Origin of the sequence: Pseudomonas sp. ABFPK, assembly GCF_001586765.1 — a bacterium.
GTDB lineage: Bacteria > Pseudomonadota > Gammaproteobacteria > Pseudomonadales > Pseudomonadaceae > Aquipseudomonas > Aquipseudomonas asiatica.
Genome location: NZ_LQXW01000020.1, coordinates 42683 through 59584, shown reverse-complemented (window position 1 = coordinate 59584; position 16902 = coordinate 42683). Strand labels below are relative to the sequence as shown.

The window sequence follows — 16902 nt, the reverse complement described above, 5'->3', positions numbered from 1 at the left end:
GATCTCACAGGCGCCAGACCTCTCAAGACATACACCCAGAGGCCCAGCGCAAATCCACAACCAGAATCAACGATCCTTGAACTGCGCCTCGCGCTTGGCAATGAACGCAGCCATCCCCTCTTTCTGGTCTTCGGTAGCAAACGCCGCATGGAACACCCGCCGCTCGAAGCGCACACCTTCGCTGAGGGTCACTTCGAACGCACGGTTGACGCTCTCCTTGACCATCATGCTCACCGGAATCGACTTGCTGGCAATGGTCGCGGCCACCTTCAGCGCCTCTTCCACCAGCTCAGCCTGCGGCACGATACGCGCCACCAACCCGGCACGCTCCGCTTCCTCAGCCCCCATCAGGCGACCGGTCAGGCAAAGTTCCATGGCCTTGGCCTTGCCCACCGCGCGGGTCAGGCGCTGGGTGCCGCCCATGCCCGGCAGCACGCCAAGGTTGATTTCCGGCTGGCCAAACTTGGCATTGTCCGCCGCCAGGATGAAGTCACACATCATCGCCAGCTCGCAGCCACCGCCCAGGGCAAAACCGGACACCGCGGCAATGATCGGCTTGCGCCGGTTGGCAATGCGGTCGGAATCGCTGAACAGGTCGTCAACGTAGATTTGCGGGTATTGCAGCTCGGCCATTTCCTTGATGTCGGCACCAGCGGCAAAGGCCTTGGCGGAACCGGTCAGCACCACGCAGCCGATGTTCGGATCGCGCTCGAGCTGGTCCAGGGCCTGGTTGATCTCGCCGACGATCTGTGCGTTCAGCGCATTCAGCGCCTGCGGGCGGTTGAGGGTAATCAGGCCGACCTTGCCGTGGATATCCAACAGGATAGTTTCGAATGCCATGCAGTCTGCTCCTTCAAAGATTGCGCGCAATGACCATGCGCTGAATGTCGCTGGTGCCTTCGTAGATCTGGCAAACCCGAACGTCGCGGTAAATCCGCTCCAGCGGGAAGTCGCTCAGATAGCCATAACCGCCCAGGGTCTGCAAGGCATCCGAACAGACCTTTTCGGCCATTTCCGAGGCAAACAGCTTGGCCATCGACGCTTCCACCAGCGCCGGGCGCCCGGCATCGCGCAGCGCGGCAGCGTGCAGCACCATCTGCCGGGCCACGGCAATCTTCGTCGCCATGTCGGCCAGGCGGAAGGCCACCGCCTGGTGCTCGATCAGCGCCTTGCCGAAGCTCTGCCGCTCGTTGGCGTAGTCACGCGCCACTTCGAACGCCGCGCGGGCCATGCCCACCGCCTGCGAGGCGATGCCGATGCGGCCGCCTTCGAGGTTGGCCAGGGCGATCTTGTAGCCCTCGCCTTCGGCGCCCAGGCGGTTGGCCACCGGCACGCGCACATTGTCGAAAACGATCTGGCAGGTGTCGGAGGCGTGCTGGCCGAGCTTGTCCTCAACCCGCGCCACCTGGTAGCCCGGCGAATCGGTGGGCACGATGAAAGCACTGATCCCGCGTTTGCCGGCGTCCGGGTCGGTCACGGCAAACACGATCACCACCCCGGCGTTCTGCCCGGAGGTGATGAACTGCTTGCTGCCATTGAGCACGTAGTGGTCGCCATCCAGACTTGCCCGGGTCTTCAGGCTGCTGGCGTCGGAGCCTGCCTGCGGTTCGGTCAGGGCGAAGGCGCCGAGCATCGCACCGCTGGCCAACGGGGTGAGGAACTGTTCTTTCTGCTGCTCGCTGCCAAAACGCAGGATCGGCACACAGCCCACCGAGTTGTGCACGCTCATGATGGTCGAGCAGGCGCCGTCACCGGCGGCGATTTCCTCCAGGGCCATGGCATAGGCCACGTAGCCGGTGTCGCTGCCGCCCCACTGCTCCGGCACCAGCATGCCGAACAGGCCCAGCTCGGCCATCTCTTCGATGGCCTCCTTGGGGAAGCGGTGTTCCTTGTCCCATTGCTCGGCAAACGGTTTCAGGCGCTCCTGGGCAAAGGTGCGTACCGCGTCGGCGATCTGTTGTTGCTCGTCAGTTACCAGCATGGTTCACCTCAGTACAGGCATTCGACAGCCATGGCCGTGGCCTCGCCACCGCCAATGCAGATGGCCGCCACGCCACGGCGCAGGTTGTTCTGGCGCAGGGCCGACAGCAGGGTCACCAGGATGCGCGCGCCGGAAGCGCCGATCGGGTGGCCGAGGGCGCAGGCGCCGCCATGGATATTGACCTTGTCATGCGGCAGGTCGAGGTGCTTCATGGCCGCCAGGGTGACCACGGCGAAAGCCTCGTTGATCTCGAACAGGTCGACCTCGGCCAGGTTCCAGCCAGTGCGTTTCATCAGCTTGTCGATGGCACCGATCGGCGCGGTCGGGAACAGTGCCGGGGTGTCGGCAAAGGCGGCGTGGCCGTGGATCACCGCCAGCGGCTTGAGGCCGCGCTTGTCGGCTTCGGAGCGGCGCATCAGCACCAGCGCCGCAGCACCGTCGGAAATCGAGCTGGAGTTGGCGGCGGTCACCGTGCCGCCTTCGCGGAAGGCCGGCTTGAGCTGCGGGATCTTGTCCAGGCGCGCCTTGGGCGGTTGTTCGTCGTCCTTGATGACGCGCTTCTCCTTGCCCTCGGTAACCTCGACCGGCACGATCTCGGCAGCAAAGCGACCACTCTTGATAGCGTCCTGGGCGCGGGTCAGCGAGGCGATGGCGAACTGGTCCTGGGCTTCGCGGCTGAAGGCATTGGCCTGGGCGCAGTCTTCGGCAAAGGTACCCATCAGGCGGCCCTTGTCGTAGGCGTCTTCCAGGCCGTCCATGAACATGTGGTCGATGATCCTGCCGTGGCCCATGCGGTAACCGCCACGGGCCTTGTCCAGCAGGTACGGCGCATTGGTCATGCTTTCCATGCCACCGGCCACCACCACATCGGCGGTACCGGCCAGCAGCAGGTCATGGGCCATGATCGCCGCCTGCATGCCCGAACCGCACATCTTGTTCAAGGTGGTGCAGGTGGTGTGCTTGTCCAGCCCGGCGCCCAGCGCGGCCTGGCGCGCCGGTGCCTGGCCCTGGCCAGCCGGCAGTACGCAGCCGAACAGCACCTGCTCGACACTGGCAGCATCGATGCCGGCACGCTCCACGGCACCACGGATGGCGGCGCTGCCCAGCTGCGGCGCGGTCAGGCTCTTGAGGTCGCCCTGCAGGCCGCCCATGGGCGTGCGCACGGCGCTGACGATAACGATCGGGTCATTGGCGAGGGTCATGTTCGCTCTCCTTACTTGGCAGCCATGCGCAGTGCGCCGTCGAGGCGGATAACCTCACCGTTGAGCATGCTGTTCTCGATGATGTGGCGGGCCAGCGCGGCATATTCCTGCGGGCGACCCAGGCGCGGAGGGAATGGCACGCCGGCGGCCAGCGAGGCGCGTACTTCCTCGGTCATGCCGGCCATCATCGGCGTTTCGAAGATGCCCGGGGCGATGGTCATCACACGGATGCCGAAGCGCGCCAGTTCGCGGGCGGTCGGCAGGGTCAGGCTGGCGATGGCGCCCTTGGAAGCAGCGTAGGCCGCCTGGCCGATCTGGCCGTCATAGGCGGCGATGGAGGCGGTGTTGATGATCACCCCGCGCTCGCCACCCTCATCGGCCGCCCCTTCGGCCATGGCCGCGGCGGCCAGGCGCAGCAGGTTGAAGCTGCCGATGAGGTTGACGTTGATGACCTTGGCAAAGCTGGCCAGGCCATGCGGGCCCTGTTTGCCCAGCACTTTCTCGGCACCGACGATGCCGGCGCAGTTGACCAGCCCGTGCAGGCTGCCAAAGGCGCTGACGGCCGCATCGACCGCCGCCTGGGCGGCCTGCTCGTCGCTGATGTCGGCCACCGCGAAACGGGCGTTTTCGCCGAGTTCGCGGGCCTTGGCTTCGACGGCCTGGGCATTGAGGTCGACCAGCATGACCTTGGCGCCGGCCTCGACCAGCATCTGCGCGGTGGCAGCACCCAGCCCGGAGGCGGCGCCGCTGACGATGAAGTGTTTGTTGGCTATTTGCATGATCGGTTTCCTTTCAGGCGCTGGCAGGGGTGGCCTGTTGCGCTTGTTGTTTGGCGACTTCCTGGTTGCGCAGGATGAAGCGTTGCAGCTTGCCGCTCGGGGTCTTGGGCAGCTCGCTGACGAATTCGATTTCCCTTGGGTAGGCATGGGCATACAGGCGCTGGCGCACGTGCTGGCGCAAAGCCTCTTCAAGCTCGGCGCTGCCCTGGTAACCGCTGGCCAATACCACGAAGGCCTTGATCAGCTCGGTGCGCTCCGGGTCCGGTTTGCCGATCACCGCCGCTTCGATCACCGCCGGGTGCTCGATCAGTGCACTCTCCACGTCGAACGGGCCGACCCGGTAGCCGGAGGTGGTGATCACATCGTCGCTGCGGCCGACGAAGCTGATGCTGCCGTCCTGGTTCAGTTCGACGGTGTCGCCGCTGAGGTAGTACTTGCCGACGAAGGCTTTGGTCGGCAGGCCGTGATAGCCCGCGAACCAGCACAGCGGCGACTGCTCGCGGTCGACCGCGAGGATGCCCGGCTGGCCGGCGGGCAGTTCGTTGCCCTGCTCGTCCAGCACCACGATGCGGTGGCCGGGGATGGCAAAGCCGGCCGAGCCGAGGTGTACCGGGTGCTGCAGGCCATGGTGGTTGCACAGCACCATGCCCAGTTCGGTCTGCCCGTAGTGGTCATGGATGGTCACGCCCAGTTCGTCGGCGAACCAGCGGATCACTTCCGGGTTGAGCGGTTCACCGGCACTGCTGACCACCCGCAGGCGGCCCTTGATCGGTGCCGAGAAGTCATCCCCGGCGGCAATCAGCAGGCGGTACGCGGTGGGCGAGCCGGCCAGGTTGGTGATGCCCAGCTTGTCGATCACCCGTGCGCAACTTTCAACACTGAACGGGCCATCGTAGAAGGTGGTGGCATGGCCCAGCGACAGCGGGCCAGTGACCGCGTAATACAGGCCATAGGCCCAGCCCGGGTCGGCCAGGTTCCAGAAATTGTCCTCGGGGCGCAGGTCGATGGCATCGCGCATGTAGCCCTGGAACGCGACGATGGCACGCAGCGGCACTTCCAGTGGCTTGGCCGGGCCGGTGGTGCCGGAGGTGAACATCAGCAGGAACGGGTCGTTGCCCGAGCGCATGACCGGCTCGCATTTGCCTGCGGCTTTGTCCAGGCACTGCTGGAAGTCCAGCTCGCCACTGCGGGCATTGACGGTGATGATGGTCGGGCAGGCGTGCACATCGTCCAGCTTGGCGCGGTTGTGGCTGTCGGTAACGACCACGCGGGCGTGGGACTGCTCCAGACGATGTTCGATGGCCTTGGGGCCGAACGCGGTGAACAGTGGCTGGTACACCGCCCCGAGGCGCCAGGTGGCGAGGATGGTGACCAGCAGTTGGGGGGTGCGCGGCATCAGCCCGGCGACCCGGTCACCCGCACCAACGCCTTGCGCTTGGAGCACATTGGCGAAACGGGCCGCCAGTGTTTGCAACTGATCGAAGCTCAACCGCTCGCTGTTGCCCTCGCGGTCTTCCCAAACCAGTGCGGTCTTGCCCTCACCGGCATGGCGATCGCAACATTCGACACAGGCATTGAGGGTTTCGAGGTTGCCATGCAGCGCCGCCGCAGCGGCCTGGCCATGGTCGAACGCACGAGCGGCCTCGGTGTAATCGCGCATCGTCGGACTCCTGGTTTCTTGTTTTTGGAGTTGAACCATCGGTCCGACGATGTTCGCGCCGCGTTGGCGTCGCGGCAATGGCCTAAGTTGTCAAACTGGATGACCGGTTTGGCCGGTGGCCATCAGCCCGGTGCGCGCTCCAGGCTGATCACGTAGTGCCGGGTCAGCTGCTGTTGCAACGCCAGCCGATCGGCCTGCAGCTGCGCATCCAGTGCCTGTGCCTGGTTCAGATACTGTGCCTCACCCAGTTCATCGCGCCGTACCGCCAGTGCCGCCCGCTGCTCACCGGCGAGTTGCTCCAGGTCGTTGAACGGCTGCGCAAAGTGCTGTTGCACAAAGCGCTGCCAGAACGCGCGCGTGCACAGGTCGGCCACTACATCATCGAGAACGTCCGCCCTTCCCACGGCTGCCTCTGCCGCCTGCAGCCGATGCTCGCTCAACCCGACGGCTGCCGCCCTGATGCGCATTCTGGCAGGCTGGAACGGCAACCTGAGCCTGGTGCGCAAGCGCACCCTGTAGCGCATCGCCAACGTCGCCAGTACTGCAGGCTCAGCGAAGCCTTCGAGGTTTTGCCGCTCGGCTTCGACATACTCGTCAAGGCGGTCCAGGCGGTGCAAGGCGCGCCCCAACGCCAGCAACCTCGGACCATGGGTCTGAGCACCATCGCCTGCCGCGTCGCGCTCGGCATGCAGACGCAACAGTCGGCTGAACAGTTCGATGGCACCGTTGTCATCCTTTACCGCACCGGCTGCCGCCAGTTGCACCTGGCGAGCGAATTCGGCGTCTGTCTCCATCATCGACAGGCACTGCCAGCCCATGCGCAACAGATAAGCCTTGGGCCAGCTGTAGTCCGCCAGGCCTTGCAGAAGCTCCAGCAGATCGAACAGGCGGGCATTTTCGTCGCGGGTGCTCAGCCGGTCCCAAAGCTCACCACGCCCGTGGCTGGCGGAGTCGGAACCGACCCACCAGGCTCGGCCGATCTCTTCCTCCGGGTCCTCCAGCAGCGGCTCCAAGGCATAGAGCTTGCCGTAATCGGCCATGCTCAGGCGGTTGCCATCGACCAGGATGCGCTGGCGAAACTCCAGCGGCATGGCCAGCACGCCGTCAGGCACACCCCGCAGGAAATTGTCTCGCAGGTCGGCTCGTTGCAGGAAGCCACACAGCTCGAGCCCTCTGGGCCACTCGCTGAGCCCGCAGCGGCGCAAATTCAGCTCGATCAGATGAGGCAGGTGATGGAAGCGCATTTCGTATACCCCCAGTGGGCTGTTGTAGCTCAGGTCGAGGTGGCTGAGCAGCGGCAACCCGTTCAGTGCTTCGATGGCATGGGCATCCAGGCGAATGCGGTTATGCCCCAGGCGCAACCGGCGCAGGTTGGTCAGGTAGCCAAGCCCGCGCGGGCAGCGCAACAGCTGGTTGTGGCTCAGGTCCAGCTCCTGCAGGTAGGTAAATGCCCGCAGAAACTCCTCGTTCACCACCCCGATGGTCGTCTCGCTCAGTACCAGGGTGGTTACGTGATAGAAATCGATAGGTGCAGGCATGACCGGCAACGAATCGGTTGGCAAGTCATTCAGGACCAGGCGCAACCCCTGGCGCTTGCCGTCACTGTCGACCTCCACTTGGTCGCCAAGCGCCTGCCAGGCACGCAGCATTCGTTCGGCGAACAACTGACGCCGCGCCCGCGATGTGTCACCCAGCGCAGCGGACACCCAGCGATTGAGCGCGCGGTTCAACTGCTCGTAATCATCCTGCAGCGCCATGAGCGCATCGGCGACCGGCACATTCTGTAGCAGCCAGCGATCAACTTGCGTTTCCAGCGAATCGCCCAGCCCAGGGAAGAATCGCCTGAGGCCTGCACGCAGTTGTTCCCTGGGCGTGGTGGGCAGTGCCGCGCGCCCGCTGAGCAGGTAGCCGACGCGGCCATCGGCAAGACGCTGCCCGGGGTTGAACCAGCGTTCCGTCGGCGCCCAGCCCAGCATGCGGGCGATTTCCCCGTGGGTACCCAGGTGCGCCATGAGTTTTTCGCGCAGGCGCTCGGCATTGGCGTTCTCGGCCAGGCCCAACCGCCCCAGCAGGTTGCGCGACTTGAGCGCGGCCAGCACGGCCTGGAAAACGTCCGAGGACGCAGGTGGCTGCATCGCGAGTTTTCGGCCTCGCCCGTCGTACAGGGCAAAAACACCTTGCTCACGTACCAGCACCCGCTGGTCGACCATGTCAGCAACCGAACCGATGCGCTTCAGCTCCACGGCATCGGAAACAGCTTTTCTCAATGCCAGGCTGAACGCATCCATGGCCTCGACATTCAGCAATGCCAACACCAGCATGCCCGTTTCGTCGCTATATGCGCTCGGCAGATAAAACCCTGCCATCGCCCTGCTCACCTTCGCCACCGAGCACAACGACCTGGCCTGGATGGCCAACCTGTGCGACAGCTGCCCACTGTTGACGAACTGCTGACGGGCCTCGTGACTTGCCCCATCGGCCAGATCGCGCGCATAGGGTTCAGGCAACCCCAGCGCCATCAGCGGCTTGAGCAAAGGCTCCGCCGATTCTGGCAGGCGTGTCAGCCGAGCGAACAGCAGGTCGCTTGACCTTGGTCGGTCCGCAAGCACTGCGGCACGCCCTTTTTTACTGCCCGGTCGGGCCTCGCACCAGGCCAGCAGCTGCAAATCCTGATCGGAGACAGTGTCGCGCTCCAGATCGCGAAAGAATGTGTCGATCCGAGCATCGGCATCGAATGCCCTGAGGGTTTCCCGCAAGCTGGCGGGCGTTCGCCGGTTTTCCACCAGCAGGCCGCGCAGTTCGTCCTCATCGATGCCGGCCATGCGCAAGATCCGCTGCGCCTGCTGGCTATCGAAAGGTTGATTGCGCGGCCAAAGGGTGTCGAGCATCTTCGCAGGGTCGCGCCAGCGCTGCGGCTCATCGTGCATCAGGCGCCAGCCACGTTCGCCATTGTGCAGCACGACCGGGCCATACGCCTCTTCGCGACCGGGATGGCGCAGACGCCAGGGACCATCGGGGTCAGGCCGGTGAACCTCGTAGAAGACTCCGTCGGCCTTTATCCAGCGGCGCCCTCCATCGGCATAGGCACCGTCCGCGCCCAAGGTGACCGTTCCAGGTGTCGAGGCAAAGACCGCCAAGTCACCGGCCCACAAGCGCCCCGCCCCATTGGCGAGCCTTACCGGCTCCAGCGCCGCGACGAACGCGCTGCGCACGAAGGTGACGCCCGCCACCGTCGCGGCGGTGCCCGCCAGTATCTCGGCAACGCCCAGCATGTGCTCCAGCGCCTCGTGCTGATGGCCTCGCAACCAGTCCTGCGTGCCCTCGAAAACCTCCGAGAGGGTGTGGGCCACCAGTTGCCCGAGCAGCAAGCCGCCCACCACCGGAACGAACAGGCCCGCAAGATTGAGCACATCAAGGCCGGCGGCCTTCCACGCCTCATGCCGTTCACGCGACGCGGCTTCATCGGCATCGGCGGTCGGCACCAGCAACAGGCGGCCATCCTGCTTCACCCGGTTTGTCTGCTGTGCAGCCAGCGCCTGGAAAATGTCATGCTGCGGCACGCTGCCATCGAGCTCCAGGTCCGGCTGGTCATCCTCCAGTCGGGCCCGCAGCTTGTGCATGAACCCGGCACGCTGATCCAGGCCGATCAACTGGCTGAATGACTGGCGATAGGGTTCATGGCGCAGCTCGGCCACCAGCGCGCGGTTGATCGAGGCATGGCTGTCGAAGTGTCGCAACGCCTGTACCGGGTCGCTGGGCAGGTAGAGCACGCCACCCTGCGTTTGCCCATGCGTGTCGCGAAGTTGAATCCACACACCATCCGCCACTGGGCAACCGAGGGCTTCGAGCAGGCCCGGGTGGCCCGTGAGGCTGGCAGATCGCCGATCCGCGGGTTTATCCACCAGGGCGTGCAATGCCTCCTTGACCGGCTCGGTAATCTCGCCTTTCAGCGCGGCAACCTGCACGGCCAGGCGCAGCCCGGAGCGTTTGTCTTCACACAAGATGCGCTGTGCCGCGGCATCGAATGTGCGGTCCAGTTCCTGCTGGTACAGGCGCCCGGCATCGAGCTTGCGGCACGCCTCGACCAGTTCATCGGTGCCTCGGGAAAGTACCCGTTCCTGCCCAGGCGCGACCAACCCGGTTCCCAGGTAGAAATCGTTGCTGGCGGCAAAGTTGCGCATCAGGCGGAGCAAGCCGTTTTCACGCCGTTGCCCGTACGTAGGAAATGGCGGCTCAGCGCCGAGCGTGGACGAGAAACGATGGGAAACCTCCAGCCACTCCAACTGCCAGAACGCTACGTCACCCGGCAGCGGCTCGCGCAACAAACTGGCGAATTGCCGTTCGGCGAACTGCTGTGGTGACGGCAGCGCCAGGGTGATCCCGCGCAACCGGGCCTGGGTGGCATGATGGGCTTCCAGGCTTTCGCGCAAGGTGCGTATCTGGCTTTGCGTGGCCTGTTTGAGCCAGGCAGGCAACCGGTCACCGATGAAACCGTCGTGCAAGTGGCTGGAAGATGCAGAGGGGGGCTGTGGGGCGTGTGGTTCGCGGGTCATGGCAGGTCCCTGGATGACTGTCGAAAGCCACGCATGGTGTGCATCCTGCCGGCGCTTGCGCAGAGGGAACCCCTGCGGTAGAAGCAGGGCGGCACACTGCGTGCCGCCCCTGAAGGGCCGTCACTTTGCCTCTGGCACCATGAACGCTTCGCGCGTAAGGCGCTGGGCAAGGCTGGCCAGGGCCTGCTCGCGCTCGTCGCGCAGAGCGTTGCTCAGGTTCCAGTACTCGTCACTGGTCAAGGCCTCCCTTTGCTCGTCCAGTGTTTCCAGCCGCAGGGAGAATTGCGTTTCCAGGCTTTCGAAGTCGTCCGCATGCTCTGCCCGCAGTACCGGCAACCAGAAATCACGCTCGCTTATGAACACGATCCGTTGCTCGCCCGCCTCAACCTCAAGCACTTCCTTGAAGGCCTCCTCCAGTTGCAGCGGCGACACGTTGGCCAGCCTGCCAAACTGCATGTGGCGAGGTTGGCCCAACAGGTCCAGGCGCTGGGCCAAGCCGCTGAGGTAGGCAAGATTGACCTCCACCTCCTCTTCATCATGGTTCCCGCGGCTCCAGCGTCCATCCTGGTAGCGGGCGTCGATTTCTCGCCGGGCGATTTTCTCCACCCAGTGCACGCGAAACAGCCGCTTGGCCAGCTGCAGGCGTGCCGAGCGGGTCGAGATCGGGTCGCCGCCGCGGGTGGCCTGCTCGACATGCATGCGCACCTCAAGGCGGCTGAACACGGTGGAAACGCTGTCCACACAGGTGGTGGGCTCCGCTGCCAGGTCAAACAGCGCCATGCGCGTGGTGGTATCGGCATGGGCGGCATCCAGCATTGCCCATACCCTGAACCCGAGTTCGGCCGGCGCCTTGCTGAATTCGGCCGTGCTCGTCAGTTGCCTGAGCAGCTCGAAGAAAGCCAGGCTGCCGGGCTCGGCATTCAGCGCATCCCATTTCCCTTGCTGCTCCTGCCGCGCCGCTGGGTCCAGGGTCTGCAGCCATTGTTCCCGGGCCGGGGCGTGCCGTTGCGGGCGGGGCGTGGCCAGCAGGCGTTCGGCGGCATAAAGGCGATCGAGATCCTGCACTGGCAGTGCATTGCCCTCCAGGTGCATGGCACGGCGCAACTGCAACGGGGCCTGAAACAAGGCTGCCGGCAACTCGGCTATCTGGTTGTTGCGAAGGTCGGCGAACACCAACAGGCCACACCACTCCAGGCCCCGGGGCAGCGCCGTCATCTGCACGCGGTTCAAACGCAGGATCCGCAGGCTGGGCAACCGCTCGAACTGTAGCCTGATATCGCCGAGCGGGTTGTCACTCAGGTCTAGCGAACGCAAGAGCGCCAGGCCAGTCAGCACATTGGCCTGCGGCTCCGAGATACGAATACGGTTGCGCGGCATCAGCAACTGGCGCAAGGCGGTCAACCGCTCCAGCCCCGCAGGTAGCGCACGCAAGGCGTTGTCGCTCATGTCCAGGCACAGCAGATCGGGGAAGCAGGCGAGGAACCCCGACGGGATGGCATCCAGACCGAGCGCCGACAGGGTCAATTCCGACACGTGCGAGAAGTCCGTCCCGATCGGCAATACAGGCAGGCTGCCCACCGGTACGGCGACGATGCTCAGGCTGAGCACCGCATCGTTGCCGATAGCCCCGACGGCGCGGTCGCTGCGCATCTGCCAGGCACGCCGCAACGAATCTGCGACGCGTCGGCGTGCGCGGCTGGCGCTGCCCGCCACCTCTGCAACCCAGGCCAGCAAGCTGTCATCCAGGCGGCGGTATTCCTGCTCGACACGCAGCAGGTTCTCGAACAGGCCCCCGCGCATGTCCAACAGGCTCTGGACATAGCGATCGACGCCGACATCCCCGATACCGGGGTACAAGGCGCGCACCCGCTGCCGCACCACACGCTCCGGCGAGCCGATGCACGACTGGCAGCCACCCAGTGGATAGCCCGCTCGGCCATCGGCCAAACGCTGCATGGGCGATGCCATGGGCCTTGCCTCCCGCCAGCCGAGCAGGCGCAGCAGGGCCTGCCGGTCACCGGGTAGCCAGGCCTGCATCTGCTCGCGGATTCTGGTCGGCGCATCGGTGCCATTCCAACCCTGTCGCACCCGGTATTCCACGGGCAGGCAAGCGGCCAGCACCTCGAACAGCCCCTCGGGGGCGGCGACCTCGCGCTCATCCGGCAAGCCTCTGTCGTTGTAGAGCTGGAAGCGCCCTTCCCGCCTGACCAGCACCACGTCCTGCTCAAGGTCGGTCTCGGCGAACAGCCGTTCCATCGCCGCCCCAGCATACGGGTCACGACGCAACACCAGGTTGAACCCGGCAGCGCCGGGGCCATGCCGACGCAGCAGGGCAAAGGCCAGCGCCACCACTTCCGGCCGGTAGCTGCCTTGCAGGTACAACGCTTCGCGCATGCGGGTCAGGCGCGCCAACTGTAGGGCCACCCGCGCCTGCTCGGCCAACACCAGCGGCAGGCGAGACTCTGCCTGCATGCGCAAGCGCACAGCCTCGGTGGCATGCTCCAGCACATCGAGGGCATAGGCCTCTGGCAGCGTCGGGAAGTCTCGCTGAACCAATCTCAGCAGCGGGTCGTCGGCCAGGTAAAGCCTGGAGAAATGCTCGAGCATCGCCTCACGCAACTCGACTGCCGCGTCACCGATCGACAGCGCCTGTTCTTCGACGGTTTCATCCTGCAGCTGCAGCCTTTCGATGCACCATTGCCACAAGTCGGAATCGGTATCGGCCTCCCCCGCTTCCAGCTGGCTGAAAAAGGCTTGCGCGCGCGCGTCCACGGCAAAGCGCTGCAAGGTATCGCGCAGCTGCACTGGCATCGCTCGCCGCTCCACCAGCAGGCCACGCAGGTAGGCCTCGTCGACATCCGCGACTTTCAGCACCTGCTCCACCCGCACAGCGTCCATCGCGGCCGCAGCCGGCCAGAGCCGCCCGAGCAACAGCGCGGCGCCCTGCCATTCCAGTGGCCGCTCATAAGCCAGCCGCCAGCCACGCGCAGAGCAGCGTTCCAGCACCGGCCCGAACGCTGCCTCACCATCGGCATGCAGCAAGCGCCAGACGCCATTGGCGGTTTGCCTTACCCGATACAAGGCTCCATTCAACCGCCACCAATGGCGCTCACCCTCGGCTAGCAAGCCGTTGTCGAGCTCCGTCAGCTGTACTGGTGGTGTAATGTCCTGGTAAGGCGCCAGCTCATTGCGCCAAAGCCGTTGCCGGCCATCCTCGGTGATAATCGGCTCCAAGGTTTCGACGAATGCGCTGCGGGCCAGATGGACACCGACAACCACCGCACCGGTGGTTGCCACGCTGAAGGCCACCTGAAGCATATGCGTCAAGGCCTCATGCTGATGGCCCAACTGCCAGTCACGCACGCCCTCGAAAGTTTCGGTCAACAGTTGCCTGGCAAGGTCCGCCAGCAGCAAAGCCCCGATGACCGGCACCAACAGGCCCGCCAGGTTCAGCAATACCAGGCCGGCGCCTTTGAGCTCGTCCAGGCGCTGCTCCGAAGCCGCGTCATCGGCCTGGGCGGTGGGCACCGCAAGGAAACGTGCATCGGCCTTGATTCGCTGAATGTGCCAGGCGGCCATCGACGCAAAACCGTCCCCCGCTTCCAACACCCTGCGGGGCTCCAGGTCAGGTTGTGCATCCTGCAAGCGGGTGGCCAGGGCCTGCTCACAAGTGGCGCGATCACCCAAGGCAATGCGCCGCACGAATGCCTGCCGATAGTCCTGGGTGCCCATCGCCGTGGCCAGGACGCGGTTCGCCTCATCCCAGTTGGTGAACGCGCGCAGGGGTTGCGCCTGATCGTCAGGGGTGTACAGGATCACTCTTTTCAAGCGCCCAGGTACCCCGAAGGGAAACGTGGACTGGTGGCGGGACTGCTCGATCAATTCAACCGCCAGCGCGCCATCCACCCGGCAGCCAAGGACCTGAAGCGCACCGATCTCCAGCTGCAGCGGCCCCTTGATCACGGCGTGTTCATCCTTGCACGCGACACGCAGCAGCAGCAGGTCTTGCGGATCCAGCTGCTGCTTGATGGCCGCGATCTCGACCGCCACGGCCAGTTCCAGGCGCCGGTCGGTGGTCAGGGCTTTTTCAAAGTCAGGGGTCAATACCTGCGCCAGGTGCCGCTGGTAGGCGCTGCCGACATCCACCTCGCGGCACAGGCTGACAATCCGGTCGATGTCTTCGCTCACCACCTGCTCGTCCTGGTGGGCTCCCGGGAGGGTCAAGGCGGTGCCGAGGAAGAAGGACTCGTTGGCCTTGAAGTTCTGCAACAGCTTTTGCAAGGCCGGCATGCGCACGAAGTACGGTTGATAATCAGGGATCAAGCCGGTTCTCACATCCAGCCGTGCGCGTGTTTCGCGCCACACCAGCTTGTCCAGGTCAACCTGCAGCTTCAGCTGGCTGTCCTGACGCAAGGCAGGCTCGAACAGTTGCTTGGCAAAACGGTCCAGAGGCTGCAGGCGGTCGGCGAACCCTGCCATCTGCCGCTGACTCGCAAGATAGGCATTGAAACGCAGTTGCAGCCTGGCAAGCTGCTTGGGCTTGGCCGCCTTCAACCAGGCGGGCAAGCTTTGCGCGATGAAATCTTCGGCGGGGTGAAGCAACTTGGGGTGCAAGGCAGGTTGAGACATCGTCGATTTCCTGGTCAGTGATCGACTTGTCACGATGCTCGCCAGCGGTGGCGACCGGCATTGGGAAGGCGTGGTCCCTTAGCCACCACTACCGCGCTTGAGGACCAGCGCTCGATAATGCCCGGGGTTGCAGCCGAACCACTTGCGAAACGCCTTGTAGAACGAACTGCTGTCGGCAAAACCCAGGCGTTCGGCGATTTCGCTCATGGCTGCGTCTTCCTGGCTCAGCCAGGCAATCGCCAGCTCACGCCGCACACTGTCCTTCAACCCCTGGTAATTCTGACCCTCTTCGGCCAGCCGCCGGCGCAGGGTAGAGGGCGACAGGCACAACTGCCGCGCCAGGCTGTCACCATCGGGCCACTGCCCCGGATCCAGGCGCAGCAGGTCGGTGCGAATGCGCCGCCCGAGGCTGGCCGGGTCACGGTACTTGACCAGGATGTTGCCCGGCGCCTCGGCCAGAAAACGCTGCAGTTCTTCTTCGCTGCGCCGCAGCGGCAGCTCAAGGCATTCGGCAGCGATGATCATGCGTGTGCGCGGGCGCTCGAACTGCAGGTTTTCCGAAAACATCACCCGGTAGTCATCGCAGAACGGCGGTTCGGCACAGCGCAGATCGATGGCCAGGATCGGGATACGTCGCCCGGCCAGCCAGCAGGTCACACCGTGCACGATCATCCAGAAGGTGAAATAGGTGAAAGCGCGGCGCGGGGTGTCACGCGGTTCATTGATGACGATTTCGGCCAGGCCCTGCTGGCGCACCAGGCTTGGCTGCAGGTCTTCAAGCATCAGTGACAGAAACGCCAGCGCGGTTTCCAGGCCAACGCCCAGGGTCGGCTGGCCCATGCTGGCACGGCACATGAACGCCAGGCTGCCGCTGCGCAGACCGCGCGGGTCCATGGCGAAGAACTCATCGTTGCAGCGCCGCGCCAGCAGGCGCCAGAGCCGGGCATAGGACTCGGCGCTGACTCGCGCCGCAGGCAGGTGCAGCTGTTCGACGGCGATACCCGCCCGGGCCAGCAAGCCGATATCGGGCTCGCCAGCGGGGCAGGTCTGCAACAGCGCCTCGCGTACCAGCTGCATGGAAATGGTGTCTTTCTCGCTCATCAACGGTCCTGTCGGCTCAATGCCGGCCATCTTAGGCCGCCCGATTGAAAACAGCCATCACAGCCCAGCCGCCAGACCGAGGAACGCCTGGATCAGGCGCAGCTCACGGCGGCGCTCCAGGCAGCCGATCAGGTGCTGGTTGACCAGGCCGTCACCGGCCAGCGGCCGTGCCACTACCCGCGGGTCATTGGCCACTTCGGTGGACGACACCACGCCAATGCCCAGCTCCGAGGCCACCGCTTCGGTCACCGCCTCGCGGCTATCCAGCTCCAGCAGCACCCGAGGTTGCACAGCGGCCTTGCTGCAGGCCTTATCGAAGGTGCGCCGGGTGGTGGAGCTGGGCTCGCGCAACACCATGATCTGCTGGTGCAGCTCGGCCAGCGGCAAATCACCTTCGCCGCTGGCCCAGGCATGCCCCGCCGGCAGCAAGGCGCACAACCGCGACTCGCACAGGTTCTGCAGATGCAGGCCTTTGCGCGGCTCGATCTCGGTCAGCACGGCCACGTCGGCATGCTCGCTGAGCAATGCCGCCAAAGTTTCCTGGGCATTGCCCAAGCGCAGGTTGACGGTAATGCCCGGGTAGCGCTCGCGCAGCAGCGCCAGCATCGGCATGACCCGGTGCGGGCCATCGGCCGCCACCTCCAGGCGCCCGGTCAGCAATTGGCGATTAGCCTCGAGCATGGCCTGCGCCTCTTCGGCCAGCCCGAACATGGCGCGGGTGATGGCTGCCAGGCGGGTGCCCTCTTCGGTCAACTCAACCCGCCGCGCGGTACGCCGCAGCAAGGTGATCTGGTAGTGCTCCTCCAGCGCCTTCACGTGCCCGGTCACTGCCGGCTGGCTGATGAACAGGCGTGCGGCGGCACGGGTGAAGCTGCCCTCACGGGCCACGGCATCGAAGGCACGCAACTGGAACAGGTTCATATTTATCGGCCTTACTTATAGCTCGGATAACAACAAACAATTTGATTGATGACAGCGCCAATTGCAACCTAGGCCC

At 65.0% G+C, this 16902-nt stretch carries 9 protein-coding genes; all 9 read right to left on the bottom strand.

The window, feature by feature from the left end; all coding sequences use genetic code 11:
- Positions 1 to 66: 66 nt before the first annotated feature.
- Entirely contained in the window at positions 67 to 840 is a 774-nt protein-coding gene (locus WM94_RS14610) for an enoyl-CoA hydratase (RefSeq protein WP_023662690.1), read from the bottom strand.
- A gap of 13 nt (positions 841 to 853) precedes the next feature.
- Positions 854 to 1981: an acyl-CoA dehydrogenase gene (locus WM94_RS14605; protein WP_061551520.1), complete on the bottom strand. Its 1128-nt coding sequence runs from the start codon at positions 1979 to 1981 to the stop codon at positions 854 to 856.
- An 8-nt stretch (positions 1982 to 1989) separates the two neighbouring features.
- Positions 1990 to 3183, bottom strand: coding sequence for an acetyl-CoA C-acyltransferase (locus WM94_RS14600; RefSeq protein ID WP_024086601.1), 1194 nt, complete (start codon positions 3181 to 3183; stop codon positions 1990 to 1992).
- Between the two features lie 11 nt (positions 3184 to 3194).
- Positions 3195 to 3962 carry an SDR family NAD(P)-dependent oxidoreductase gene (locus WM94_RS14595; protein ID WP_013971831.1) on the bottom strand — a complete coding sequence of 256 codons (768 nt, stop codon included), beginning with the start codon at positions 3960 to 3962 and terminating at the stop codon, positions 3195 to 3197.
- A 13-nt stretch (positions 3963 to 3975) separates the two neighbouring features.
- The gene (locus tag WM94_RS14590; protein ID WP_061551519.1) at positions 3976 to 5622 is read right to left on the bottom strand and encodes an acyl-CoA synthetase; all 1647 of its coding nucleotides are present in this window, start codon (positions 5620 to 5622) and stop codon (positions 3976 to 3978) included.
- Positions 5623 to 5744: 122 nt separating this feature from the next.
- Positions 5745 to 10175, bottom strand: coding sequence for a dermonecrotic toxin domain-containing protein (locus WM94_RS14585; RefSeq protein WP_061551518.1), 4431 nt, complete (start codon positions 10173 to 10175; stop codon positions 5745 to 5747).
- 120 nt (positions 10176 to 10295) lie between these two features.
- Positions 10296 to 14804, bottom strand: a complete 4509-nt coding sequence (locus tag WM94_RS14580) for an NEL-type E3 ubiquitin ligase domain-containing protein (protein ID WP_061551517.1) — start codon at positions 14802 to 14804, stop codon at positions 10296 to 10298.
- Positions 14805 to 14882: 78 nt separating this feature from the next.
- Positions 14883 to 15905 carry an AraC family transcriptional regulator gene (locus WM94_RS14575; protein ID WP_061551516.1) on the bottom strand — a complete coding sequence of 341 codons (1023 nt, stop codon included), beginning with the start codon at positions 15903 to 15905 and terminating at the stop codon, positions 14883 to 14885.
- Positions 15906 to 15962: 57 nt separating this feature from the next.
- Positions 15963 to 16826 carry a LysR substrate-binding domain-containing protein gene (locus tag WM94_RS14570; protein ID WP_015269648.1) on the bottom strand — a complete coding sequence of 288 codons (864 nt, stop codon included), beginning with the start codon at positions 16824 to 16826 and terminating at the stop codon, positions 15963 to 15965.
- Positions 16827 to 16902: the final 76 nt, after the last annotated feature.